The 24,312-nt window shown below is 68.0% G+C and carries 20 protein-coding genes and 1 pseudogene; 7 read left to right on the top strand and 14 right to left on the bottom strand.

Annotation, left to right across the window (positions count from 1 at the left end):
* The first annotated feature begins 54 nt into the window (after positions 1-54).
* The 6 genes from DIR46_RS25440 (at position 55) to DIR46_RS25415 (ending at position 7,307) form a co-directional block, all read left to right on the top strand.
* The gene (locus DIR46_RS25440) at positions 55-594 is read left to right on the top strand and encodes a (2Fe-2S)-binding protein (protein WP_109348155.1); all 540 of its coding nucleotides are present in this window, start codon (positions 55-57) and stop codon (positions 592-594) included.
* The gene (locus DIR46_RS25435; protein WP_109347727.1) at positions 591-1,625 is read left to right on the top strand and encodes an FAD binding domain-containing protein; all 1,035 of its coding nucleotides are present in this window, start codon (positions 591-593) and stop codon (positions 1,623-1,625) included. The genes DIR46_RS25440 and DIR46_RS25435 overlap by 4 nt, the downstream gene beginning before the upstream one ends.
* A complete protein-coding gene (locus tag DIR46_RS25430; RefSeq protein WP_109347726.1) occupies positions 1,622-3,934 on the top strand; it encodes a xanthine dehydrogenase family protein molybdopterin-binding subunit in 2,313 nt (770 codons plus the stop codon). The genes DIR46_RS25435 and DIR46_RS25430 overlap by 4 nt, the downstream gene beginning before the upstream one ends.
* A 258-nt stretch (positions 3,935-4,192) precedes the next feature.
* Entirely contained in the window at positions 4,193-5,167 is a 975-nt protein-coding gene (locus tag DIR46_RS25425; RefSeq protein ID WP_109347725.1) for a tripartite tricarboxylate transporter substrate binding protein BugD, read from the top strand.
* Positions 5,168-5,333: 166 nt separating this feature from the next.
* Entirely contained in the window at positions 5,334-5,798 is a 465-nt protein-coding gene (locus DIR46_RS25420) for a tripartite tricarboxylate transporter TctB family protein (protein WP_109347724.1), read from the top strand.
* A 6-nt stretch (positions 5,799-5,804) separates the two neighbouring features.
* Entirely contained in the window at positions 5,805-7,307 is a 1,503-nt protein-coding gene (locus tag DIR46_RS25415; protein ID WP_109347723.1) for a tripartite tricarboxylate transporter permease, read from the top strand.
* Between the two features lie 59 nt (positions 7,308-7,366).
* Here DIR46_RS25415 and DIR46_RS27520 read toward each other — a convergent pair whose 3' ends face one another.
* From DIR46_RS27520 to DIR46_RS25370, 10 genes and pseudogenes are all read right to left on the bottom strand, one after another.
* Positions 7,367-7,735, bottom strand: coding sequence for a hypothetical protein (locus DIR46_RS27520; RefSeq protein WP_229446422.1), 369 nt, complete (start codon positions 7,733-7,735; stop codon positions 7,367-7,369).
* Positions 7,720-8,490 carry an MFS transporter gene (locus DIR46_RS25410; RefSeq protein ID WP_229446421.1) on the bottom strand — a complete coding sequence of 257 codons (771 nt, stop codon included), beginning with the start codon at positions 8,488-8,490 and terminating at the stop codon, positions 7,720-7,722. The genes DIR46_RS27520 and DIR46_RS25410 overlap by 16 nt, the downstream gene beginning before the upstream one ends.
* On the bottom strand, positions 8,487-9,014 hold the full coding sequence (locus DIR46_RS25405; RefSeq protein WP_109347722.1) for a TetR/AcrR family transcriptional regulator: 528 nt from the start codon (positions 9,012-9,014) through the stop codon (positions 8,487-8,489). Before DIR46_RS25405 ends, DIR46_RS25410 begins: the two co-directional genes overlap by 4 nt.
* A 48-nt stretch (positions 9,015-9,062) precedes the next feature.
* Positions 9,063-10,520: an MFS transporter gene (locus DIR46_RS25400; RefSeq protein ID WP_109347721.1), complete on the bottom strand. Its 1,458-nt coding sequence runs from the start codon at positions 10,518-10,520 to the stop codon at positions 9,063-9,065.
* Between the two features lie 15 nt (positions 10,521-10,535).
* A complete protein-coding gene (locus DIR46_RS28105) occupies positions 10,536-11,768 on the bottom strand; it encodes an HlyD family secretion protein (RefSeq protein ID WP_502560257.1) in 1,233 nt (410 codons plus the stop codon).
* Positions 11,725-13,131, bottom strand: coding sequence for an efflux transporter outer membrane subunit (locus DIR46_RS25390; protein ID WP_370659982.1), 1,407 nt, complete (start codon positions 13,129-13,131; stop codon positions 11,725-11,727). Before DIR46_RS25390 ends, DIR46_RS28105 begins: the two co-directional genes overlap by 44 nt.
* A 141-nt stretch (positions 13,132-13,272) precedes the next feature.
* Positions 13,273-14,214: a LysR family transcriptional regulator gene (locus DIR46_RS25385; protein WP_109347719.1), complete on the bottom strand. Its 942-nt coding sequence runs from the start codon at positions 14,212-14,214 to the stop codon at positions 13,273-13,275.
* A 44-nt stretch (positions 14,215-14,258) separates the two neighbouring features.
* A complete protein-coding gene (locus DIR46_RS25380; protein ID WP_109347718.1) occupies positions 14,259-15,218 on the bottom strand; it encodes a chemotaxis protein in 960 nt (319 codons plus the stop codon).
* A gap of 135 nt (positions 15,219-15,353) precedes the next feature.
* A pseudogene (locus DIR46_RS27505) lies at positions 15,354-15,503 on the bottom strand (GntP family permease); the annotation flags it as partial.
* A gap of 13 nt (positions 15,504-15,516) precedes the next feature.
* Positions 15,517-17,295 carry an alkaline phosphatase D family protein gene (locus tag DIR46_RS25370; protein WP_109347717.1) on the bottom strand — a complete coding sequence of 593 codons (1,779 nt, stop codon included), beginning with the start codon at positions 17,293-17,295 and terminating at the stop codon, positions 15,517-15,519.
* A 122-nt stretch (positions 17,296-17,417) separates the two neighbouring features.
* Between DIR46_RS25370 and DIR46_RS25365 the strand changes: the two genes are divergently transcribed.
* Positions 17,418-18,587, top strand: a complete 1,170-nt coding sequence (locus DIR46_RS25365; RefSeq protein ID WP_109347716.1) for an FAD-dependent oxidoreductase — start codon at positions 17,418-17,420, stop codon at positions 18,585-18,587.
* On the opposite strand, the gene DIR46_RS25360 is transcribed toward DIR46_RS25365, so the two are convergent.
* The 4 genes from DIR46_RS25360 to DIR46_RS25345 form a co-directional block, all read right to left on the bottom strand.
* Positions 18,584-20,944, bottom strand: a complete 2,361-nt coding sequence (locus DIR46_RS25360) for a DNA polymerase II (RefSeq protein ID WP_109347715.1) — start codon at positions 20,942-20,944, stop codon at positions 18,584-18,586. The genes DIR46_RS25365 and DIR46_RS25360 overlap by 4 nt on opposite strands.
* Complete coding sequence (locus DIR46_RS25355) at positions 20,944-21,762, bottom strand: ferritin-like domain-containing protein (RefSeq protein WP_229446418.1); 819 nt, start codon at positions 21,760-21,762, stop codon at positions 20,944-20,946. The genes DIR46_RS25360 and DIR46_RS25355 overlap by 1 nt, the downstream gene beginning before the upstream one ends.
* A 244-nt stretch (positions 21,763-22,006) precedes the next feature.
* On the bottom strand, positions 22,007-22,807 hold the full coding sequence (locus DIR46_RS25350) for a LytR/AlgR family response regulator transcription factor (protein ID WP_109347713.1): 801 nt from the start codon (positions 22,805-22,807) through the stop codon (positions 22,007-22,009).
* Positions 22,804-23,895 carry a sensor histidine kinase gene (locus tag DIR46_RS25345; protein WP_109347712.1) on the bottom strand — a complete coding sequence of 364 codons (1,092 nt, stop codon included), beginning with the start codon at positions 23,893-23,895 and terminating at the stop codon, positions 22,804-22,806. Before DIR46_RS25345 ends, DIR46_RS25350 begins: the two co-directional genes overlap by 4 nt.
* Positions 23,896-24,312 lie beyond the last annotated feature (417 nt).

The raw sequence follows: 24,312 nt of genomic DNA, 5'->3' as shown, positions 1-24,312 counted from the left end.
TGACGTCCATGCTGCAGGGGTAAGGTCATGGCTTCTCATAGAGGGGAAATGACCATGGAACTTCACCAGCAGTATCCGGTTCGCCTGCGTATCAACGGGCAAGACCGCGAATTCAACGTCGAGTCCTGGGTGACCTTGCTTGACCTGTTGCGCGAGCGCGCAGGCATGACCGGCACCAAGAAGGGCTGCGACCACGGACAATGCGGCGCATGCACGGTACTGGTCGATGGCAAGCGCATCAATTCCTGCCTGACCCTGGCGGTCATGCAGAACGGCAAGGAGATCACCACGGTCGAGGGCCTCGCCGAGGGCGAGGACCTGCATCCGATCCAGCAGGCGTTCATCGACTGCGACGCCTTCCAGTGCGGCTACTGTACTCCCGGACAGCTGTGTTCGGCCGTGGGCCTGATGAACGAAGGCCAGGCCGCATCGCGCGACGATGTGCGCGAACTCATGAGCGGCAACATCTGCCGCTGCGGCGCCTATCCGCAGATCGCGGACGCCGTGGTCCGGGTCATGGACTTGCGGCGCAGTGCCATCGACCGCGATAACGGCGACAAGCCGGCCTTCACGACCGGGGCGGTGCTGGCATGAACCCGTTCACCTTTACCCAATCGAAGGACCTCGATGGCGTGCTGGCCGCATTGCGCGGCGGCGAAGCGCGTCCGATCGCAGGCGGCACCAACCTGCTCGACCTGATGAAGGAAGGCGTGATGCGCCCTGCCCAGCTGGTCGACATCAATGGCCTCGACCTCGATCAGGTCGAAATCGGCGAGGACGGCAGCCTATTGCTGGGCGCCCTCGCCCGCAACGCCGATACGGCCTACGCCCCACTCGTCCGGGAACATTTCCCGCTGCTGTCGAGCGCCATCCTGGCCGGCGCCTCGCCCCAGCTGCGCAATATGGCCAGCAATGGCGGCAACCTGATGCAGCGCACCCGCTGCGTCTATTTCTATGACCTCGGCACCGCCTGCAACAAGCGCGAGCCGGGCACCGGTTGCCCGGCCAGGGATGGCGTCAACCGCCAGCACGCGATCCTGGGCACGAGCGAGGCCTGCATCGCGACCCACCCGTCCGATATGTGCGTGGCCCTGCGCGCGCTCGACGCGACCGTGCACGTCCAGTCCAGCAGCGGCAAGCGGCAAATCCCCTTTGCCGACTTCCACCGCCTGCCGGAAGACCGGCCCGAGATCGACAACACGCTGCAGCCGGGCGAACTGATCACCCACATCACCGTGCCACAGGCCGACCGCTTCATCGCCCACAGCGCCTACATCAAGGTGCGCGACCGCCTGTCCTATGCATTCGCCCTCGTTTCGGTGGCGGCAGCCCTCGACCTCGAGGACGGCGGCGCGATCAGGGCCGCGCGCATCGCGCTGGGCGGCGTCGCCCACAAGCCGTGGCGCGTCGAAGCGGCCGAAGCGCAGCTGGTGGGCAAGGCGGCCGGCGAGGAGGCCTTCGCCGCCGCGGCCGACGCCATCCTGCAGGGCGCGCGCGGCTACGGGCAGAACGACTTCAAGCTGGCCCTGGCGAAGAACGCCATCGTCCAGGCCTTGAGCAGCGCCGCCCGCGGCACCGAGATCGCCAGCGGAAGCAAACGAGATCCAGAGGGAGACCACGCATGACCGACCTGATTCCAGAACTGCGCGCACCGAGCGCGCCGGCCGGCACCGGCCGCGTCAAGAGCGGCATGGCCGTCTCGCGCGTCGACGGCCGCGCCAAGGTCACCGGCCAGGCCCAGTACGCGGCCGAGGTGTTTGCCCCCGACCTGTGCTACGGCGTGGTCGTCAGCAGCACCGTGGCCAAGGGCCGTATCAGCCGCATCGACACCGTCGACGCCCTCACCGCGCACGGCGTGATCTCCGTGATGACCCACGAGAACCGCCCCAAGATGCGCTCCCTCGACATCGCCTGGAAGGACATGACGGCGCCGGCCGGTTCGCCGTTCCGGCCCCTGTTCTCGGACCAGATCTTCTACAGCGGCCAGCCGGTCGCGCTGGTGATCGCCGACACCTTCGAAGCCGCGCGCCACGCGGCCCAGCTGGTGCGGGTGCACTACGACGTCGAGCAGCACGAGACCAACCACCTGGCGCGCCTCGACGAAGCCTACGAGCCGAAGAAGATGAAGGCCGGCTTCACGCCGCCCAGCTCCATCGGCGACGGCGAGAAGGCCTTCGCCGACGCCGAGGTCAAGATCGACTCGCAGTACTACAACGGGGTCGAGCACCACAATCCGATGGAGATGTTCGCCTCCACCGTGCTGTACGGCGAGGATGGCCACCTGACCATCTACGACAAGACGCAAAGCTCGCAGAACAGCCGCTGGTACGTCTCGCACGGTTTCGGCATCTCGAAGGACAAGGTCACGGTGCGCAATCCCTACGTGGGCGGCGCCTTCGGTTCCGGCCTGCGCCCGCAATACCAGTTGCCGCTGGCCGTGATGGGCGCGCTGCAGCTGAAACGCTCGGTGCGGGTGATGCTCACCCGCCAGCAGATGTTCAGCTTCGGCCACCGACCCGAAACCTGGCACCGCATCCGCCTCGGCGCCGACCGTGACGGCACGCTCAAGGCAATCTGGCACGAGGCGATCCAGGAAACCTCGCGGCTCGAGGACTACGTGGAGGTGATCGTCAACTGGTCCGGCCAGTTGTACGCCTGCCCGGACATCAAGCTCGGCTACCAGGTCGTGGCGCACGACCGCTTCACCCCTTTGGACATGCGCGCGCCCGGCGCCGCTCACGGCGTGCATGCGCTCGAAGTGGCGATGGACGAGCTGGCGTACGAGCTCAAGATGGATCCGCTGGCCGTGCGCCTGAAGAACTACACCGACGTCGCCCCGATCGAGGACAAGCCCTTCTCGACCAAGGAGCTGCGCGAATGCTACCGCCAGGGCGCCGAGCGCTTCGGCTGGGACAAGCGTCCGCTCGAGCCGCGCACGATGGTGGACGGCGACGAGCTGGTGGGCTGGGGCATGGCCACCGGGATCTGGGATTCGCTGGTCATGGTGGCGCGCGTCTCCGCCGTGCTGCACGTGGACGGCCGCCTGGTGGTGAGCAGCGCGGCGACCGACATCGGCACCGGGACCTATACCGCGATGTCGATCGTCGCCGCCGAACAGCTCGGCTTGCCGCTCGAGCAGGTGACCTTCCAGCTGGGTGACTCGACGCTGCCGATGGCGCCGATCGAGGGCGGCTCGTCGCACATGGCCACGGTGGGCTCGGGCGTGCATGGCGCCTGCGAGAAGCTCAAGAAGCAGCTGCTCAAGATGGCGGCGGCGATGCAGGATTCGCCGCTGGCGAAGGCGCGCATGAGCGAGGTGGAGTTCGGCGACGGCGCCGTGTTCCTGAAGAAGGATCAGGCGCGGCGGGTCGAGCTCTCCGCCGTGCTGCGTGACGCCAACCTCGACCGCCTGGAGGAGAAATTCTTCATGACGCCGCAGATGCTCAAGCAGCGCAAGTACGCGCGTGCGGTGCACTCGGCCGTGTTCTGCGAAGTGCGCGTCAACGAGCAGCTGGGCATGGTGCGCGTGACCCGCGTGGTGAGCGCGATCGCGGCCGGACGCATCATCAGCGCCAAGACGGCCAGGAGCCAGATCAGCGGCGCCGTGGTGTGGGGCATCAGCCAGGCCCTGCATGAAGAAACCCATACCGATGAAAGGTACGGGCGCTTCATGAACCACAACTATGCCGAATACCACGTGGCGGTGAACGCCGACATCCACGACATCGACGTGATTTTCGTGGAAGAGGACGACCGCATCGTCACCAAGCAGCTCGGCGCCAAGGGCGTGGGAGAGATCGGGATCGTGGGCGTGGCGGCGGCGGTATCGAACGCCATCTTCCATGCGACCGGCAAGCGCCTGCGCACTACCCCGATGACGCCGGACAAGCTGCTGATGGGAGATCACGAACTGCCGGTGCAAGCGTCGGTCTGACCGACGCTCGCTGTCTTTCACCGACGCCGACGGCCACCGCCGTCGGCGTTGTCATTTTCGAATTTTCGCCTTCGGCTGTACAGCTTTTTCCGCTCCTCGTCCCACCCATGCGACATACGTATTTCCACGTAGTTGCATATCAATATATTTACTGGTACAACCCTAGCTGCGTAAGACAACGCTAGAGCGCAGCGACGCACCACGAAGGTGCGGGCCGCCGACCCCATACCAAGAACGAGATAGACGAGGACGACAAACATGAAGCTCAAGATGCTGTGCGCTGTCGCGTGCCTGGCTGCCTTCGGCAGCGGCCTGGCCCAAGCCCAGAACTACCCCACCAAGACCATCACCATGATCGTGCCGTTCGCGGCCGGCGGCCCGACCGATACGGTCGCGCGCCTGGTCGCGCAATCGATGGGCAACACCCTCAAGCAGCAGATCATCATCGAGAACGTCGGCGGCGCCGGCGGCACGATCGGCGCGGCGCGCGCGGCCAAGGCCGCGCCCGACGGCTACACCGTGTTCCTGCATCACATCGGCCAGTCGACCGCCCCGGCCCTGTACCGCAAGCTGCCGTACAACGCGATCGACAGCTTCGAGCCGATCGGCCTGATCACCGACGTGCCGATGACCGTGGTCGCCCGCGGCAACTTCCCGGCCAAGGACATGAAAGAGCTGATCACCTACGTCAAGGCCAACAAGGACAAGGTGACCTACGCCCACGCTGGCCTGGGTTCGGCCTCGCACCTGTGCGGCATGCTGCTGCAGACCGCGATGGGCGTCGAGCTGACCACCGTGCCCTACAAAGGCACCGGCCCGGCGATGAACGACCTGCTGGGCGGCCAGGTGGACTTCATGTGCGACCAGACCACCAACACCACCAGCCAGATCAAGAGCGGCAAGATCAAGGCCTATGGCGTGACGACCAAGACCGTCGTGCCGTCGCTGCCGAACCTGCCGACCCTGGCCTCGAGCGCCCTGCCGGGCTTCGAAGTCGGCGTCTGGCACGGCCTGTACGCGCCGAAGGGCACGCCGAAGCCGGTCGTGGACGCGCTGGCGGGCGCCCTGCGCGCCTCGCTGCGCGATCCGAACGTGATCAAGCGCTTCAACGACCTGGGCACCGAGCCGGTCCCGACCAGCCAGGCCACGCCGGAAGCCCTGCGCACCCACCTCAAGCAGCAGATCGACCTGTGGGGTCCGATCATCAAGAAGGCCGGCGCCTTCGCCGACTGAGCATGCGTAGTTGAGATCACGTACCGTCCTGGCCTCGCCGGGGCGGTGCGTGTCGTTGTATCTGTCGTACCCGTTGTATCTGTCGTACCCGTTGTACCGTAGCTGAAACTTCGAACCACCGCATCCGTAACACCGCGTTTGCATCACAAAAAAAGGGGACCATCACGTGCCAGCATTCATACGCCACCCAAAGGATTTTTGGAGTGGCATCGTCTTTCTCTTCTTCGGCCTGAGCGCCATCGTCATCGGCCAGGATTATGAAATGGGCACGGCCGGACGAATGGGCCCGGCCTACTTCCCCTCCGTGCTCGGCGGACTGCTGACGCTGGTCGGCGCCGCCTCGCTGCTGCGCTCCTTCTTCCGCCAGGGCGAGCCGATCGGCCGCCTGTACTGGAAGGAGTTGGCGCTGGTGCTGGTTGCCGTGCTGCTGTTCGGCTTCCTGATGCGCGACGCGGGCCTGGTCCCGGCCACCCTCTTGCTGATCCTGATCAGCAGCTACGCCGGCCAGAAATTCAACCTGGCCAAGGCCGTCGCCCTGGCGGTCGGTGCGACGCTGTTCGCGGTCGGCCTGTTCGTCAAGCTGCTCGGCTTGCCGATGCCTATCTTCGGCCCATGGTTCGGTGGGAATTAAAGCAATATGGAACTCTTCAGCAATCTCGCACTCGGCCTCGAAACGGCCTTCACCCTCCAGAACCTGTTCTACTGCCTGGTGGGCGTCTTCGTCGGCACCGCGGTCGGCGTGCTGCCGGGCCTCGGCCCGATCGCCACCATCGCCATGCTGCTGCCGGCCACCTTCGGCCTGCCGCCGGAATCGGCCCTGATCATGTTGGCCGGTATCTACTACGGCGCCCAGTACGGCGGCTCCACCACCGCGATCCTGGTCAACCTGCCCGGTGAATCGTCCTCGGTCGTGACGGCCCTGGATGGCTACCAGATGGCCCGCAACGGCCAGGCCGGCAAGGCGCTGGCCACCGCGGCCATCGCCTCGTTCTTCGCCGGCTCGGTCGCGACCGTGCTGCTGGCCCTGGCCGCGCCGCCGCTGGCCGACGTCGCGCTCGAGTTCGGCCCGGCCGAATATTTCTCGCTGATGGTGCTCGGCCTGGTCGCCTCGGTCGTGCTGGCCAGCGGCTCGCTGCTCAAGGCGATCGGCATGGTCATCCTCGGCCTGCTGCTGGGCGTGGTCGGCACCGACGTCAATTCGGGCTCGGCGCGCTACACCTTCGACCTGCCCGAGCTGGCCGACGGCATCAACTTCGTGATCGTCGCAATGGGGATGTTCGGCATCGGCGAGATCGTGCGCAACCTGGAGCACGACGAGTCGCGCGACCTGGTGATGAAGAAGGTCAAGGGCCTGATGCTGAACAAGGACGACTTCAAGCGCATCATCGCCCCGGTGCTGCGCGCGACCGGTCTCGGCTCGGTGCTGGGCATCCTGCCGGGCGGCGGCGCCATGCTGGCCTCGTTCGCCTCCTACTCGCTGGAGAAGAAGGTGTCGAAGAACTCGGCGCAGTTCGGCAAGGGCGCGATCGAGGGCGTGGCGGCGCCGGAAGCGGCCAACAACGCCGGCGCCCAGACCTCGTTCATCCCGATGCTGACCCTTGGCATTCCATCGAACCCGGTGATGGCGCTGATGATCGGCGCGATGATCATCCAGGGCATCCAGCCCGGTCCGGCCGTGATGACCGAGCAGCCTGGCCTGTTCTGGGGCCTGATCGTCTCGATGTGGATCGGCAACCTGTTCCTGGTCGTGCTGAACCTGCCGATGATCGGCATCTGGGTGCGCATGATCATGGTCCCGTACCAGATGCTGTATCCGGCCATCCTGATGTTCTGCGCGATCGGCGTGTTCAGCCTGAACAACAGCACGTTCGACGTCTACCTGATGGCGCTGTTCGGCCTGCTCGGCTACCTGTGCGCCAAGCTGGAACTGGAGCCGGCGCCGATGCTGCTCGGCTTCATCATCGGCCCGATGATGGAAGAGTATCTGCGCCGCGCCCTGCTCCTCTCGCGCAGCGACCCGATGGTGTTCATCGAGCGCCCGATCTCGGGCGTGATGCTGGGCCTGGCCGCGGCGGCGATGATCGTCGTGCTGCTGCCTTCGCTGCGCAAGAAGCGCGACGAGGCGTTCCAGGAAGACTGATCGGACGAGTGCGCAAGCACTGCCCGGCGCCGGCTCTCACAGGCCGGCGCTTTTTTTGCTCAGCCGGCGCGGCGGCGCATCCGGCCGGCGACGAGCGCCAGGGCCGCGAACGACGCCACCGCAACGTTCGCCGAAACACGGTCCATCACGAAGCCGAACGCCATCGCGCCCAGGGTCTGGCCCACTGCCAGCGCCAGGAAGCCCACCGTCACCCCGGTCGCCGGGCGCTCCGGTAGCGCCGCAATGCCCCACACCAGATAGACGCCGGTCAGCATCAGGTAGGCGGCGCCGAACATAGCGGCGCCCGTGAACACCAGCCATGGCGGCGCGCCGTCCAGCCCGACGGCGGCTACCGCCAAGGCCAGGGCAACGTGGAAGACCAGGTGCACGGCGCGTATGCCGAACCGGGCGATCAGCGAACCGGCCATGGCCCCCACCACACCCGCACACCCCATGATCGTCCACAGCATGCCGACCTGGCCACCGCTCCAGTCAAGATTGGCCGCCAGCAGGTCGGCGCCGAAACTCCAGACCACCGTGCTCGCCGCCCGCTCAAGCCCGCCGCGGCGGCCAGGCGCTTCAGATCGGACGACAGTGGCGGCAGGAACGGCATGTGATTGCCCGGTCGTGGCGTCCCGGCGGACAGCACTTTCAGCGTCGCGGCCACCATCATGATGCTCGCGCCGGCAAAGCCGGCGTAGGCCAGCCGCCACTCGGCGCCCATCAGCGCCGCCACTGGTCCGGACAGGGCCACGCCGGCGCTGGTGCCGGCATTAATGAAGGTGTTCGTCGCGTCCTGCTTCGCAGGCGGCAGCATCGCCGTCACGGCCGCCGCGAGCGCTGGCGATGCGAGGCCCGTACTCGACCCGGCGAGAATCACCGCGACGGCAAGCCAGGCGGGCGACGAAGCACCGGCGATGCCGATCATGCCGGCGGCGGCGGTCACGCCCGCAGTCACGGCGACCAGACGCGGACCGATACGCTCGGTCAGCCACGCGGCAATCGCGATCGCCAGGCAGAAGCCGAGAAACGAAGCCGCCGACATGATTCCCGCCAGCGAGGACGAGAGCCCGAAGTCGGCCGAGATCGCAGGCAGGAACAGGCCGAAGGCAAAGCGCGCGAAGCCGTAGCAGACGGCGATCAGGCCGAAGCCGGTGGCGCCGAGGCGGATGGCCGGGCTCATGCTGCGCGGGCCGCTTCCACCAGGTCGTCCGCCGCACCGCGAGCGACCTCGATGGCCGCGCCGCCCTGCCAGGCGCTGGCCGCCACCGCCCCTTCGAACAGCAGCACGATGCGCGCGGCCAGTACGTCGTCGGCGCGCCCCAGGTCCGCTTCGACGATCCGCGCGACGCATTCGCTCAGCCTGGCCTTGTGGGCCTGTACCGCCGCCACGATCGCCGGCTCCATCCCGCCGGTCTCGCCCACGATGCGCAGGAACAGGCAGCCGCGCGCCCCTTCGCGCGCGACCCAGCCGGCCAGCGCGTCGAACAGCGCCCGCACCTGGAGTACGTCGGCCTGCTCGAAGAAACGCCGGTCGCGCGCGGCGAGCACCTCGACCGCCAGGGCGGCCTTGCTGCCGCCATGCTTGTACAGCGTGCGGCTCGACATCCTGGCGCTGCGGGCCAGTGTGTCCATGCCGGTGGCCAGGTAGCCTTGTTCGTAGAACAGCCGTTCGGCGACCTCGAGGAGTGCTGGGTTCGTATCCATGGCTGCAGTGTAAAACGATCGTTTTACACCGCGGCGCACGCTTGAACCTCAGTCGAACCTGCGCTGCATGGCCAGCAGCGCGGCGCCCGCCAGTCCCACCCACATCACGATCCAGAACAGGTCCTGTCCCGCCAGCAGCCCGGCCTGGCGCGACATCTCGAAGCCGCCGTCACCGATCGCGCCGGCTTTCTCGGCCAGGCGCGACGCGTGCAGGGCCGTGCGCTCCTGCAAGCCGACATTGGTGACGCCCACCCCCAGCGCCAGCCCGACCTGGCCCAGCATGTTCTTCAATTGCTGGGCATGCGAGAACACGACGTTATCCGCCTGCAGATCCTTGAACGAATGAATCGCTGCGGTCGCCATGCCGAGCGTCAGGAAGCCGCCGAACAGGCCGAGCCACAGCATGACCGTGTCCCAGGCATCGGCGCGCGGATCGAGGGTCGCGAAGCGCCAGCCCAGCGCCGCCAGCATCAGGAAGCCGGTCACGAAGAACCGGGTCGGATGCGGATCGCGCTTGACAAGCTGCAGCATCACGATGAACACGACGTAGGTCGACAGCAGGCCTACGCCTTGGAGCACGCCGGCCTGTTCGAGTCCCATGCCCAGGCCCTTCTGTACCGCCTGCGGCAACAGGGTATTGACCATGCCGAGCACCGCATAGCAGACTGCGAAGATCACCAGGCCAAGGCGGTAGCGCGCACTGGCCAGGATATTCAGGTGCAGGAAAGGTTCGCGCCGGCGCGCCTTGAGCAGGCCGAAGGCCAGCAGCAAGACCAGGCCCAGCGCCAGGTGGCCGAGCAGCCCGGCGCGTTCGCCGCCATGCCAGTCGTAAGTCAGGTGCTGCAGGGCGAACAGCGTGATCGCGGCGCCGGCGCCGAGCAGGATCGCATCCGGCACGTGGAGGCGCGTCGGGGTGCCGTCCAGCGTGTCGGCGCCGAGCGGCAGCCAGCGCGCCGCGATGCCCGCGCCGATCGCGGCCAGCGCCGCCAGCAGCAGGAACATGCCGCCCCACGCTTCGTGGCCGATGAACCTCGCCGCAGCCAGTGGGCCGAGCGCCAGGCCGAGCGACAGCGCACCGCCGAAGGCCGCGATGCCCTGCAGGCGCTGGGGCGACCGCGGGATCAGGTTCACCATCATGCGCGAGGCCGTCATGAACACGCCGCCGCCCATCGCCATCAACAGCCGGCCACCGGCGAAGGCGGCGACGCTGCCGCTGCGCGCACAGATCCAGGCGCCGATCATGTAGAACACCACGCCGCCGAGCAGGTAGTTGCGCCAGCCGAGGCGCTGCACCAGTACCGTCAGCTGCGAGATCGACAGGACGGCCACCGCCGCGTACAGCGCCGAGACGGTCGCGTACTCCTCGGGCGAGGCGCCGACGTGGCCCATGATCGCCGGGGCCGCGAACACCGTCATCCCGGTCGAGAGGAACTCGACGAAATTGAAGACGAAGATCGCGGCCAGCAGGGCCGGACGCGGAATGGTCACATTAGTGGGGGCGTTCATCGCCTGCCCTTTCCATCAGCGCGACGCCACCGCGCCCGGGTGGCCGAGCGCGCGCCGGATCGCTTCCTCGGCGCCATGCGACTCGGTCTCGAACACGACGGTCTTGTATTGCTGGCGCACGGCGCCGGCCTGCATCAGGCTCAGGCCCTGCTTGCTGCTGGTGTCGATCGCCACCTTCATCGACAGGCCCAAGCGCAGCGGATGGCGCGCCAGCTCGGCCGGGTCGAGCGCGATGCGCACTGGCACCCGCTGCACCACCTTGATCCAGTTGCCGGTCGCATTCTGCGCCGGAACGGCGGCGAAGGCGCTGCCGGTGCCGGCTTCCTGGCCGACCACGCGGCCATGGAAGACGACGTCCTTGCCGTACACGTCGGCCGTCGCCGCCACCGGCTGGCCGATGCGCACGTCCCTGAGCTGGGTTTCCTTCAGGTTGGCGGTGACCCACATCTGGTCCAGCGGCACGATCGCCATCAGGGGCGTGCCCTGCGCCACGCGCTGGCCGATCTGGACGTTGCGGCGGGCCACGATGCCGCCCACCGGCGCGGCCAGCGTGGTGCGCGCCAGGCCCAGCGAGGCGTCGCGCAGCTGGGCGATCGCGGCCAGCACGTCGGGGTGGTTGTCGACCGTGGTGCCGTCGACCATGGCCAGCGCCGAGCCGACCTGCTGGCGCGCGGCCGTGAGCGCCGCGCGGGCGGCGGCCACCGCATCCTCGGCGTGGCGGATGTCCTCGCCCGACACGGCGCCGGTGTCGGCCAGCTTGCGCCGGCGTTCCAGGTCGCTGGCGGCCTTGCCGAGGTCGGCCTCGCGCTGGACGACCGTGGCGCGCAGCTGCTCGACGCCCGCGAACTGCGACCGAACCTGGCGCGCCGACTTTGCCAGCGCCGCCTCGGCGCGGTCCTGGCCAGGCGCGCATCGACTTCGTTCAGTTGCACCAGCACCTCGCCGGGCCGCACGAAATCGGTGTTGTCGGCCGCGATCCGGGTCACGGTGCCGCCCACTTGCGGCGTCACCTGCACCAGGTTGCCCTCGACGTAGGCGTCTTCGGTGTGCTGGCTGTTCCAGCCGATGCCCAGCACCTCGGGCGAGGACCAGGCGATGCCGGCGGCGGCGGCCAGCACGGCGGCGGTCAGGCCGATCGCGATCTTGCGCCGGCCCTGGGGAGCGTTGTTCGTATTCTTGGTGTCCATAGCGTTCTCTCGATTGTTCAATGCGCGGCCAGGTTGGGCGTCGCCATCTGGTAGCCGCCACCCAGCGCGCGCACCAGGTTCACGTCCAGCTCGTAGGCGCGGGCGTCCAGGTCCGCCTGGGCGCGGCGCTGGGCCACGACCTGGGTCTCGGCGATCAGCACCTGCACGAAGTTGCCGAGGCCCGCGCGGTAGCGCTGCTCGGCCAGGTCGTAGGCCTGCTCGGCGGCTGCCAGGGCCTGGTCCTGCTCGCGCGCCCGTTCGCCCAGCCAGCGCAGCGACGTCAGCTGCGCTGTCACGTCGCGCAGCGCTTCGATCACGGCGGCGTTGTAGTGCTCGACCGCGACGTCGAATTCGGCATTGCGCGCCGCGAGATTGCTGCGCAAGCGTCCGCCGTCGAGCAGCGGCAGGGTCACCAGCGGGCCGGCGGCGAAGCTGCGGCTTCCGCCCTGCAGCAGGCGGTCGAAGCCCAGGCTGGCCAAGCCGCCCGAGACGCTCAGGTTCACGGTCGGATAGAACTGGGCCTTCGCGACGTCGATCTCGCCGCTGGCCGCTTCGACCTGCCAGCGCAGCGCCACCAGTTCCGGGCGCCGGCCCAGCAGCGCGGCCGGCACGTCGGCCGGCGCAGCCGCCGGACGGTCCAGGCGCAGTTGCGGACGGGCGATCGCCTCGGCCGCGTCCTGGCCCTGGCCGCCCAGGGCCACGATCTGGCCACGCGTCAGTGCGATCGCCTCGTCCAGCGCCGCGATCTGGCCGCGCGCGGTCGGAACGCCGATCTCGGCCTGCTTGAGCTCCGCCTGGCTGTCGAGCTGGGCGGAGACGCGCTGCTGCACCAGTTCGAGGATGCGACTTCTCTGGCGCAGCTCTCGCTCGGCCAGGTCGCGCTGGGCGTAAAGATGGTCCAGGCGCAAATAGGCCTGCACCACGGCGGTCGACACGGCCAGGCGTGCGGCCTGGGCTTCGGCCTCGCGCGCATTGACGCGACCGGCGGCGGCGGCCACGCTCGCCGCGTTCTTGCCCCAGAAATCGAGTTCATAACCCAGGTTGACGCTGGCGTCGTTGACCCACTGCCAGCTGCCGGCCAGCGGCTTGGGCACGCTGCCGTTCTCGCTATAGCGCTGGCGCGCGGAGCGCACCGACGCGTTGGCCTGCGGCGCCAGGCTGGCTGCGGCCATGCCTTCGAGCGCTGCCGCCTGGCGCACCCGCGCGAGCGCACCGGCGATCGTCGGGCTGGCATCGCGCGCTCCGTCCACCAGCCGGTCGAGTTGCGGATCGCCATAGGCGCGCCACCAATCCTGGGCGGGCCAGGCGGCGGTCTCGGTCGCCAACGACCCAATAGCGCGCGATGAATTTGCAGCCGCGGCCTGATTCAGGCGGGCCGATTGCGGCTGCGCGCCCATCGATACGCAGCCACCGAGAACAAGCATCGCAGAAACAAGCGCCAGGCGGGTCGGCAACTGGCCTGGCGCGGAAAGAAATGGAAGCATGGAGCGCCTCGGCAAAATACAGGAATAGCCGAAGCATAGTTGCTCTGAGTTATTTAGGCCATGCCGTGAGCGCCATGGGGATCATGCAGATTCTGCATAACCGGTCTCGGCACCCGGCGTATTGGTGAGCGTCGTAAGAACGAACTCGCGCAGCCAGCGGTTGGCCGGGTCGCGATGGCTGCGTTCGTGCCAGTACAGCGCCAGCTGCAGCGGCGGCAGCTCGACCGGCATGGGCGCCAGCGCCAGGCCGAGGTCGCGCGCCAGCGGCCGGGCCAGGCGCAGCGGGATGGTGGCGATGGCGTCGGTATGCAGCGCGATGTGGGCGGCCGAGGTGAAGCTCGGCACGTGGCACAGGATGCGTGAGGGTTCCAGCAGCGTCTCGAGCTTGCGGGTCACGGCGACGTTGTGGTGGCTGGTGTGCTCCATCTCGATCAGCACGTGGCGATGCGTCAGCCACGCGTCGCGGTCGAGTTGCCCGGCCCAGGGATGGCCGCGCCGCATCAGGCAGGCGTACTCGTCGTCCCACAGCTTGCGCTGGCGGATGTTGTTGAGCAGGTGGGGATAGCGGCCGATGGCCAGGTCGATGTGGCCGCGCTCGAGCTGGGCCTCGAGCGCGCCGGGATCGATGTGCACGCTGCGCAGCTGCAGGCCGGCGGCGCCGTTTCCCAGCTTCGCCAGTCCGTCCAGCAGTTGTGGCAGGATGTTCACCACCGCGCCGTCGACGATGTACAGGCCGAAGGAACGGGTGGCGGTGAGCGGGTCGAACGCGGCCGGGCCGCCTTCGAGCTGGCGCGCCGCGTCCAGCACCGCCGCCACCGGGCCGGCCAGCTCGAGGGCGCGCGCGGTGGCCTGCATGCGCTGGCCCGAACGCACGAACAGCGGGTCGCCGAAATGGCGCCGCAGTTTCGCCAGCGCGCGGCTGACGGTGGGCTGGGTCATGCCGAGCAGTTCGGCGGTGCGGGTAAGGCTGCCCTCGCGCAGCAGGCTGTCGAGGATCAGTAATTGGGAGAGGTCGGGGATCACGGCCGCATCATAACATTGCGGCAATGATCCCTTGGGGTGCCGGCTTAGCCGCCCAGCACCTTGCGCAGGGTGCGCGACAGGTCTTCGGCCGAGAACTTGGCGACGTAGGCGTCGGCGCGCACGTTCTTGACGTGTTCTTCGTTGGTAGTGCCGGACAGCGAAGAATGGATCACGACCGGCAGGCTGCCGAAGCGGTTGCTCGATTTGATGTTGCGCGTGAGCGTGAAGCCGTCCATCTCGGGCATCTCGAGGTCGGTCAGCACCATGGCCACGCGGTCGTAGACGGTGCGGCCTTCGGCTTCGGCCGCGGCGGCGATCGTGCCCAGCTGGTCCCAGGCTTCCTTGCCGCTCTTGGTCATGATGTAAGGCAGGCCCATCGCGTCCAGGCCCTGCTCGATCAGCGCGCGCGCCACCACCGAGTCGTCCGCCGCCAGGATCACGGCGCCCGGCTTGATCGCGATCCTGGCGCCCACTGCCTGCTCCATGTTCTCGCGTTCCTGGGTCGGGTTCAGGTTGCGCAGGATGGTCTCGACGTCCAGCACCTGGGCCAGGCGCGCCGGCTGGCCATCCTGCTCGGGAAGGCGCGCGATGCTGGTCACCATGCCGCTGCCGGCGCTGTGCTCGGCGGTCATCACCTGGCTCCAGTCCAGGCGCACGATCTCTTCCACGCTTTCGACGGCGAAGGCCTGGGTGGTGCGCGCGAACTCGGTCACCAGCATGATGTTCAGGCCGGTCCTGGGCTTGACGCCGGTGATGCCCGGCAGGTCGAGCACCTGGATGATCTGGCCGCGCAGGTTGACCACGCCCAGCACGTGCTGGGGCGCGCCGGCCACCGCCGTGATCTCGGGCATGGCCACGATCTCGCGGATCTTGAAGACATTGATGCCGAATAGCTCGTTATGGTTGCCCTGCTCGTCACCGCCCAGGCGGAACAACAGCAATTCGAATTTATTGGTGCCGGTCAGATTGCTGCGCTCGTCGACTTCTTGTTGTACCGATTTCATGTTCCATCCTGGATAAATAGTGCTACACGGAAACCATCGCGGAACTCATTGTAGTCGTGCGGCCCAATCTTGGGTCAATACGTCGCACGCGCCTTGCTGATTTTGCCGGAATCGGTGCAAAAAAACCACGAATTGTCACACGCGCCCGGTTACATCGTATGTGCCGATGACAACAAATACCCCCGCAGTCTTGACCGGGGTGACGGCGAAGATATCGCGGCATGCTTCGCGGTGCGTCACCCCGGTGACGGCCGGCAGGGTGATCACGGCGCCGTCGTGCGTCAGCGGCGCCCTCCTCTCAGCTCACGTTGTCCTCGACACGCGGCGTCGTCGAGCCACTGGCCAGCGTGATGCGGGTGCGCTTGGCCAGCGGCGCGCCCGGCGCGGCGCCATTCGCGTCCAGCGGCTTGACCTTGGTGAACACGACGCTGAAGGCGGCCGGGGTGACGGTGGCCACGCCATAGCCCTGGGCGTCGTGGTCGGCGTAGGCGAAGGCGGGATTGTTCATGCGCAGCACCTGGTCGAAGCCCTGCGGCGTGGCCACCAGCGGCGCCAGCGGCGTGCTGCCGGCGCCGGCGCGCAGGTACTGGTAGAACGAGGAGGAGCTGATGCCGGCGCTGACGAAGTCCACCGCCACCGGCTTGCCGCTGCGCGGGTCGTTGCTGTCGTAGATCACGCCGCACTGGAAGGCGTGCAGGTCGCCCGTGATCGCCACCACGTTCTTCACGTCGTTGCTGGCCAGGTGGCCCAGCATCTCGGCGCGGTAGGAAGGATAGCCATCCCAGCTGTCGGCGTTCACGATGTACAGGTTGTCGAACGGCGGCGGCGCCATGGTGCGCATGTCGAGCCACATCCGGTTCAGGGTCACCTCGTTGCCCCACACTTTCCAGGTGGCCGTCGAACCCTTCATGGTGTCTTTCCACCACTGGGTCTGGGTCGGGCCGAGGAGGCCGGGATTGCGGCCCAGCGCCGCCTTGGCGCCGGCCTCGAAACGGGCCAGCAGCGGCTGCGGCACGAAATAGCGCGAGCCGATCGAGTCGTCGCCGTTGACCGGGTCGCCCTGCAGCATGCCGGCGTAGGTCGCCTCATTGACCACGTGGTCGTCGCGGTACAGCCGCTGGTCGGTCATCACCAGGTGCATCAGGGTGCCGAAGCGGAAATCGCGGTAGATGCGGATATTGTCGTAGCCGGCCTTGTTCAGGTCGAACGAGACGTCGCCCCAGTCGACCGGCATGTACTCGGCCCAGGCCTGCGTGGCATTGCGACGGCGCGAGGTCTGCTGCTGGTTGGCGTTGTCGTAGGTCTGGTGGTCTTGCCAGCAATCGTCGGAGAACTCATGGTCGTCCCAGATCACGATCATCGGGCATTTGGCGTGCAGCGCCTGCAGGCGCGCGTCGCTGCGATAGGTGCGGTACAGGGTGCGGTAGTCGGCCAGGGTGTTGGCGTAGCGCGTGCCGCCCGCAATCGTCACGCCGTCCGGCAGATTGATGCGCGCATGGGCCGGCTCGGCGCGGCCCGCCTGGAAGTCGGCGCCGACCGTCTCGTAGACGTAGTCGCCCAGGTGGACGATGAAATCGAGCTCCTCGGCCGCCATCATGCCCATCGCGGCCCAGTGGTTGACGCTCCAGTCCTGGCAGGTCATCCAGGCGAAGCGCATCTGCGCCGGGGTGCTGGCGGCGCTTGGTGCGGTCCTGGCCTGGCCCACCGGGCTCAAATCCGCGCCGGCGCGGAACCGGTAATAATAACGGGTGGCCGGGGCCAGACCGGTCAGCTTGGCGCGCACCGTGTGGTCATAGGTCGGCAGGGCCTTCAGTTCGACCACGCCGGCGACCTGGGTGAAAGCGGTATCGGTAGCCACCTCGAGACGCAACTCGACCTCTTTGCTGCCGCTCTTCGGCGCGCAGCGGGTCCAGAACACGATGCTGCCCTCCTTCGGATCGCCGCTGGCGACGCCCAGCGGGAAGGTAAAACTGCCCTGCGGCGGTGTGGCGTCCGAGCCGCCGCAGGCGGCCAGCAAGCCGCCCGCGCCGGCGACGGTGAAGTATGCGCTACTGCGTAAAAAGCCGCGACGATCCACGTGATTTCTCCTGTTGAAAACGTGCGGGCAGTCTAGCGAGCGTATATGTCCAAGGCGTGACAGGACGGCGGCGGTATACTCCAACAAAAAGTTTCCGTGAGGATAAGTATGCGAGCTGCATCATGACCCGCCACCGGATCGGCATCGTCGGCGCCGGCACGGCCGGCCTGGCCACGGCGATTGCCTTCGCCCGCGCCGGGCATGCGGTCGACGTATTCGAAAAGCATCCAACGCTGGCCACCCTTGGCGCCGGCGTGCTGATCCAGCCGCAGGGCGTCGCCGCGCTCGACGAGCTGGGCGTGGGCGCGGCATTCGAGGCGATCAGCGTGCCGATCGAACGCCTCGTCGGCAAGTGCGAACGCGGCTGGACCCTGGTCGACATCCCCTATCGCGACCTGAAGGCGCGCGCGGTCAGCCGTTCGGCCCTGGGCGGTGTCCTGGAGCGCGAATGCGCCGCACGCGGGGTACGGCTGCACTTCGGCTGCGACGTGCGCGCCGTCTCGGCCGACGGCGCCACGGGGATCGTGGACGTGGGCGGCGTCCGGCACGGCTTCGACGCCGTCGCGATCGCCAACGGCGCCTCCTCGGGACTGCCGGCCGCCTGTGGACTGGCCACCGCGTCGACCCTGTACGACTGGGGCGCGCTGTGGTCGCTGGTCGACCTCGACGACTGGCTGGAACCGCACCTGCTCGCCCAACGCTACGGCGGCACCGAGCGCATGTTCGGCATCATGCCGACCGAGCGCGTGGGCCGCCAGCTGCGCGTGTCGCTGTTCTGGAGCCTGCGGCGCAACCGCTACGCCGCGTGGCGCGCGGCGCCGCTCTCCGACTGGAAGCGCGAACTGCTCGCGCTATGGCCCGCGGCGCGGCCGGTGGTCGACCGCATCCACACGCACGAGCAGCTCGCCTTCGCCAGCTACCATCACGCCCGGCCGACGCGGCTGGCGGCGGGACCGGTCTGCATCGTCGGCGACGCCGCCCACGCGATGAGCCCCCAGCTCGGCTTGGGCACGACGCTCGCGGTGCAGGACGCGCTGACGCTGGCCGCCTGCGTCGACGCGGCCGGCCCGAGCGCGGGCCTGGCGCGCTATTCGTCCAGCCGCCTGCGCACCGTGCGCGCCTACCAGGCCTTGAGCCGCGCACTCACGCCCTGCTTCCAGGCCGACGGCAAGGGCCTGTGGCGCGACCTGCTGTTCGCCGGCGCCCTGCAGATGCCGGGCAGCCGCTACCTGATGCGCCGCAGTATCGCGGCGCCGCGGCGCTGCGTGCGGCGCGCCTGGGCCGCGGGCTAGAACAGCGTTTGCTGCGGGCTGGTGAGATTGGCGAAGCTGTCGCCAAGGAAGGGCAGGATGGCGTCGGCCACCGGTTCCAGCTGGCGCGTGAGGTAGTGTTCGTAGTCGATGGCTCCGTGGCGCGCTTCCATCGGCTCGGGACCGTTCAAGGTCATCACGTAGCGGATCCAGCCGCCCTTGCGGTATAGCGCGGGACGGCCCTGGCGCAGGTGGTGCTCGTCGGCCATGCGCGCGGCGCGCACGTGCGGCGGGACGTTGCGCTGGTACTCCTCCAGCGGCCGGCGCAGGCGCTTGCGGTAGACGAGATCGTCGTCGCACTCGCCGCGCAACATGCGCGCGACCAGCTCGCGCACATAGTCCTCGTAAGGCTGGCCCTTGAAGATGCGTTCGTAGAGCCCTTGCTGGAAGGCTTGCGCGAGCGGCGTCCAGTCGGTGCGCACCGTCTCCAGGCCCTTATAGACCATGTCCTCGCCGCCGTCGACGGTTGCCGCCAGTCCGGCGTAACGCTTCTTGCTGCCTTCATCGGAACCGCGCACGGTCGGCATCAGGAAGCGGCGGAAGTGCACGTCGTACTCCAGCTCGAGCGCGCTCTCGATGCCCAGTTCGGCCTGCAGATGCGTTCTCCACCAGCCGTTGACGTGATCGACCAGTGCCTGCCCGATGCGGCGCGCATCGGTCTCGGCATGCTCGCGCCCCAGCCAGACGAAGGTCGAATCGGTGTCGCCGTAGATCACCTGATAGCCCTGCTCCTCGATCAGTTCACGCGTGCGGTGCATGATGTCATGGCCGCGCATCGTGATCGACGAGGCCAGGCGCGGGTCGAAGAAGCGGCATCCGGTGGTGCCGAGCACGCCGTAGAAGGCGTTCATGATGATCTTCAGCGCTTGCGACAGCGGCGCATTGTGCTCGCGCTTGGCGGCTTCGCGGCCGGCCCAGACCTGGGTCACGATGCCGGGCAGGCAATGCCGTGTGCGCGAAAAACGTCCACCCCGGTAGCCAGGCACCGTGGCTTCCTCGGGTTCGCGCAGGCCTTCGACCAGACCGAGCGGATCGATCAGGAAGGTCCGGATGATCGAGGGATACAGGCTTTTGTAGTCCAGCACCAGCACCGAATCGTAGAGGCCGGAGCGCGAATCCATCACGAAGCCGCCGGGACTGTCGGCGCCGGCGACGTCGCCGATGTTCGGCGCCACCCGCCCCTGGCGGTGCAGCAGTGGCATGTACAGGTGCTCGAACGCCGCCACCGAACCGCCGCTGCGGTCGGCCGCCAGCCCGGTCACGCTGGCGCGCTCCAGCAGGAAGGCCATCAGCTTCGTCTTGTCGAAGATGCGGGTGACCAACTCGCAATCCTTGAGGTTGTACCAGGCCAGCGCCGGCTTGTCCTCGGCGAACATGCGGTCGATCTCGGCCATGCGGTCGTGCGGGTTGTCGATCGCCTTGCCTTCGCCCAGCAGGGTGCGCGAGACGTTCTCGAGACTGAAGGACGGGAAGCTCCAGGTGGCCGAGTGCAGCGCGTCGATGCCGTCGATGACCAGGCGGCCGGCGATGCAGATGAAGTAGTGTTCCTGCTTGCCGCCATGCTCGCGCCATTCGATCGCGCTGCCGTCGCGGCCCAGGCGCAGGGGGCGGTTGAAACGCTCGGCATGCTTCTGCAGCACCCGCATGTCGAACTGGATCAGGTTCCAGCCGATGATGGCGTCGGGATCGTGGCGGATGAACCATTCTTCCAGCCGGTCGAGCAGTGCGAGCCGGGTGTCGCAATACTCGAGCTCGAAATCCCGCTGGCGGTCTTCTCCATTGGGCGGTCCCAGCATGTAGACCTGGCGCTGGCCGCACCCCTCGAGCGCGATCGAACGCAGCTCGCCCTGGAACGTCGTCTCGATGTCGAGCGACACCGTGCGGATCGTTGGCCGGTAGCCCGGCGCCGGCTTCAGGACGGCGTCGACCAGCAACAGCGGATCGCCGTCGACGGGCGTCCCGCCGAAACTCACCGGCGCCGTGATGAAGCGCTCCATCAGGTAGCGCTCGGGCGGACGCACATCGCCCTCGAACACGTCGAGGCCATGCTGGCGCAGCTGCTTTTCGATGCGCATCAGCTGGCGGTATTTGCGGCAATACAGGCCGGCGACCGGCCGGTGGCGAAAATCGAGCAGGTCGAGCGGGCGTAGCTCCCACCCGCGTTCATCGCTCAGCAGCTGTTCGACGGTGGCGCGCTGCTCCTCCGGGATGAAGGCCACGGGCTTCTGTACCGGCAGGCGCAGGCGGCGTGGACCGGCATCGGTGGCGAGCCAGAACTCGACCTCGCAGCCGGCGGCGGTGTCGCGCCAGTGGCGCGTCAGGAGGAAACCTGTGTCCATCAGCGGTAGCGCTGCAGCTCGGCCTCGGTGAAGCCGGCCTGGCGCCGGCCTTCGATATTGAACGGTCCCTTGAGGACGGGCGCCTTGTAGCGCACGGTCAGTTCGTCGTAGGTGGCGATCGGCTCCAGCCCGCGTTCCTCGCACAGGCTGAAGTACCAGCGGTTGCCGATCTCGACGTGCCCTACTTCGTCCACCAGCAGCCGGTCGAGGATCAGGGCTGCCGCCAGGTCGCCGGCCTGGGCGATCTTCTTGCGCAGCGGCGGAATCGCATCGAGCCCGCGCGCCTCCAGCGTGCGCGGCACCAGCGCCATGCGCGCCATGACGTCGTCGCCCGTCTTGGCCACCATCTCCCACAGGCTGTCGTGACCGGGAAAGTCGCCATAGGCATAGCCGAGCGTGGCCAGGTGCGCGCTCAGCAACGTGAAATGCAGCGCCTCTTCGTCGGCCACGCGCAGCCAGTCGAGGTAATACCGTTCCGGCATGCCGGCGAAGCGCCACAGCGCATCCAAGGCCAGGTTGATGGCGTTGAATTCGATGTGCGCCAGAGCGTGGACCAGCATGGCCCGGCCCTCGGGCGTGGCCATCGAGCGGCGGCCGACCTGCAGCGGCGGCACCAGTTCGGGGCGGATCGGGCGGCCCGGGATGCCTTCGGGCGCGACGAGTGCGACGCCGGTGTCGATGCGCACGGTCCCGGCCTTGCAGGCGGCGGTCAATGCGGCGACCGCCTGGGCCTTGGTCGCGGGATCGGTTTCGAGCAGCGCGTGCAGCGCGGCGGCGCGGAGTTCCATGGTGATGACTAGTCGGGCGAAAGATGGCATTTTACTCAATCCTTCTTCCTCCGTGGACGGGAAGGTATATGCAAACCCTGGCGCATCGCCACGCCTGCATGCACATGAGCATGCGCATGCGAATGCGCCGCGTCCCGGTTGACGCATGCCGGGATGACCGGCTCCCTGCTGGACCGATACGAGACGTCGAGCTTCACCGGGCACGACGTCGTCGCCCTGCTCGGTCCGCGCACGGGCTACCAGGAGTGGAGCAAGTCGCCAGGCCGGACCGGCCCTACATCTGCCTGAACAAGTGCGCATACACGGGACTGACCCGCGGCTTGTCCGCCCTCCCACGCAAGTTCAGGGTCACCTTACCCATGTCGTCCCGCCCCGCGCTCACCACGCACGCCATATTGACCACCATGCTGCGGCTCACCTGCCGGAACCGGTCCGGATCGAGCTGCGGCAGCAAATCCTTCAGCGGCAGCCGGATCAGCGCCTCGCTGTCCGCCGTCGCCACGTTCACGTACTTGTCGACCGCCTGGAAAAACACGACGTCGGCCACCGGGATCATCCGCACCACGTTGCCGACCGCCGCCCGGACCGTCGTCAGGCGCTCGGTCGTTGCTGCCGTCGGCAGCAGCGCCTGGAGCTGGCCGAGCAGCTGGCCCAGCGAGTCCGCATCCGCCACGCCCGCTGCCGGCTCCCGGCGCGCCTCGATAAGCGCGCGCAGGCGCTGCACCGTCTTGCCCAGCCGCCCCGCGCTGACCGGCTTGAGCACATAGTCGACCGCAGCCCGTTCGAAAGCCTCGACCGCATAGTCGTCGAAGGCGGTCACGAACACGATGTGCGGGAACGGCTGCGGTCCTTCCCAGCGTTCGGCCAGCTCCTCGGCCGCCTCCAGCCCGGTCTGGCCCGGCATGCGGATGTCGAGGAACAGCACGTCCGGGCGCAGCGCCAGCGACTGCTCCACCGCCGCCAGGCCATTCGGCGCCGTGCCCACGATCTCCAGCTCGGGCCACAAGCCCTGCAGGGTCCTGGCCAGGGTGGCGGCGAGGATCGGTTCGTCTTCTGCAATCAGGGCACGGGTCATGCGGCGGTCTCCAGGGGAAGGGTCAATCGGGCCAGCGTGCCCTGCGGCGGGGCTTGCGTCAGGGACATCGTCGCGCGCTCGCCGTACAAGGCCTCGAGACGCTCGCGGGTGGTCGAGACGCCCACCCCGCCGCCGCGCCGGCCATGCACCTGGCCAAGGCCCAGGCCAGTGTCGCACACGTCGATCACGAGGCTATCGCCGGCGGCGCTGGCCTTGACGACGACCTCGCCGCCATCGACCTTCGGCTCCAGGCCATGCACGATCGCGTTCTCCACCAGCGGCTGCAGCAGCATCGTGGGCAGGCGCGCCGTCTTCAGCTCGGGCGGCAGGTCGAGACGGTAGGCCAGCCGCTCGCCCATCCGCACGCCCATCAGGCCCAGGTAGGCTTGCATCGCCGCGAATTCCTGCTCCAGCGTCGTGGTCTCGCCGCGCGAAACGCTCAGGGTGGCGCGCAGGTACTGGATCAGCTGGTCGAGCATCTCGCCGGCGCGGTCCGGGTCGATGGCGATCAGGCCCTGCAGGTTGGCCAGCGTGTTGAACAGCATGTGCGGCTCGATCTGGGCCTGCAGCAGGCGCAGTTGCGCCTGCAGCGCCTGGCGCTCGATGATCTCGGCGCGCAGCCGCGCGGCGGCATGCTCCTCTTCGATGCGGCGCACGCGCTCGCGGTACATCACCAGCACCACCATCATCATCGTCCCGATCATGGTGAACAGGATCATGCTCAGGCGGCCCTGCGTCGGATACTCGGCCAACGTGGGCGTACGGATCCCGAGCAGCATGCCGCCGGCGCGCAAGCCGGTGAAGTGCGCCACCGGCGCCGCCGCGACGGCGAGCGCCAGGAACGGCGCCCATTCGCGCACGCCCCAGTGCGGCCGGTCCCACCACAGTAGCCTGCCGCCGTTGACGATGGTAAACGCGACGATACCGATCAGGATCGAAACCAGGAAATTCTCGAGGAACTGTCCCGAGACGAGGCTGATGAAGATCGCGAGCACCGCACTGACGGCGATCGACAGCGGCAGGTCGGCCAGCAGGCGTCGCAGGCGCGACCGGGACGCAGGCAGGAGGGATTGGATGGGACTGGACATGCTGGCTCGCTCGACTGGAAGTAGAGCCATTGTGCCCAGCAGGCGAGTGCCCGGCAAGCCGCGCTGCGACGAACCGGAGAAAGGATGGCACGAAGCGGCTCCGGCGTCGACCGAAACCGCTTCGAGATGCGCTCGGAAGCGGTAGTCGACCTTCACCGACGCCACCCGGCCGCGAGCCGTGGTATTCCCGGCCGCCGGAATTGACGTCGTCCAGTCGCTGGGTGGCGTCGTTCCAGGCGCGCGGGCGGGAACCGACATCGCCCGCCCTCAAGCACCCCGGTGGGGGCATCTCCCGCCTTCAGCCGGGCGCCCTGGCGGCGGCCTCGGGTCATGGCTGGATCATCGTCGATTCCCGTGGAAGCCGCATCATACCGGGCGGAAATGCCTTGCCACCGACTATGCAAAGACAAGCTAATC

The sequence above is a fragment of the Massilia oculi genome, from assembly GCF_003143515.1.
Classification (GTDB): domain Bacteria; phylum Pseudomonadota; class Gammaproteobacteria; order Burkholderiales; family Burkholderiaceae_D; genus Telluria; species Telluria oculi.
Note: the sequence above shows the minus strand (reverse complement) of the source record. Positions and strands in the feature narration are given on the sequence as shown.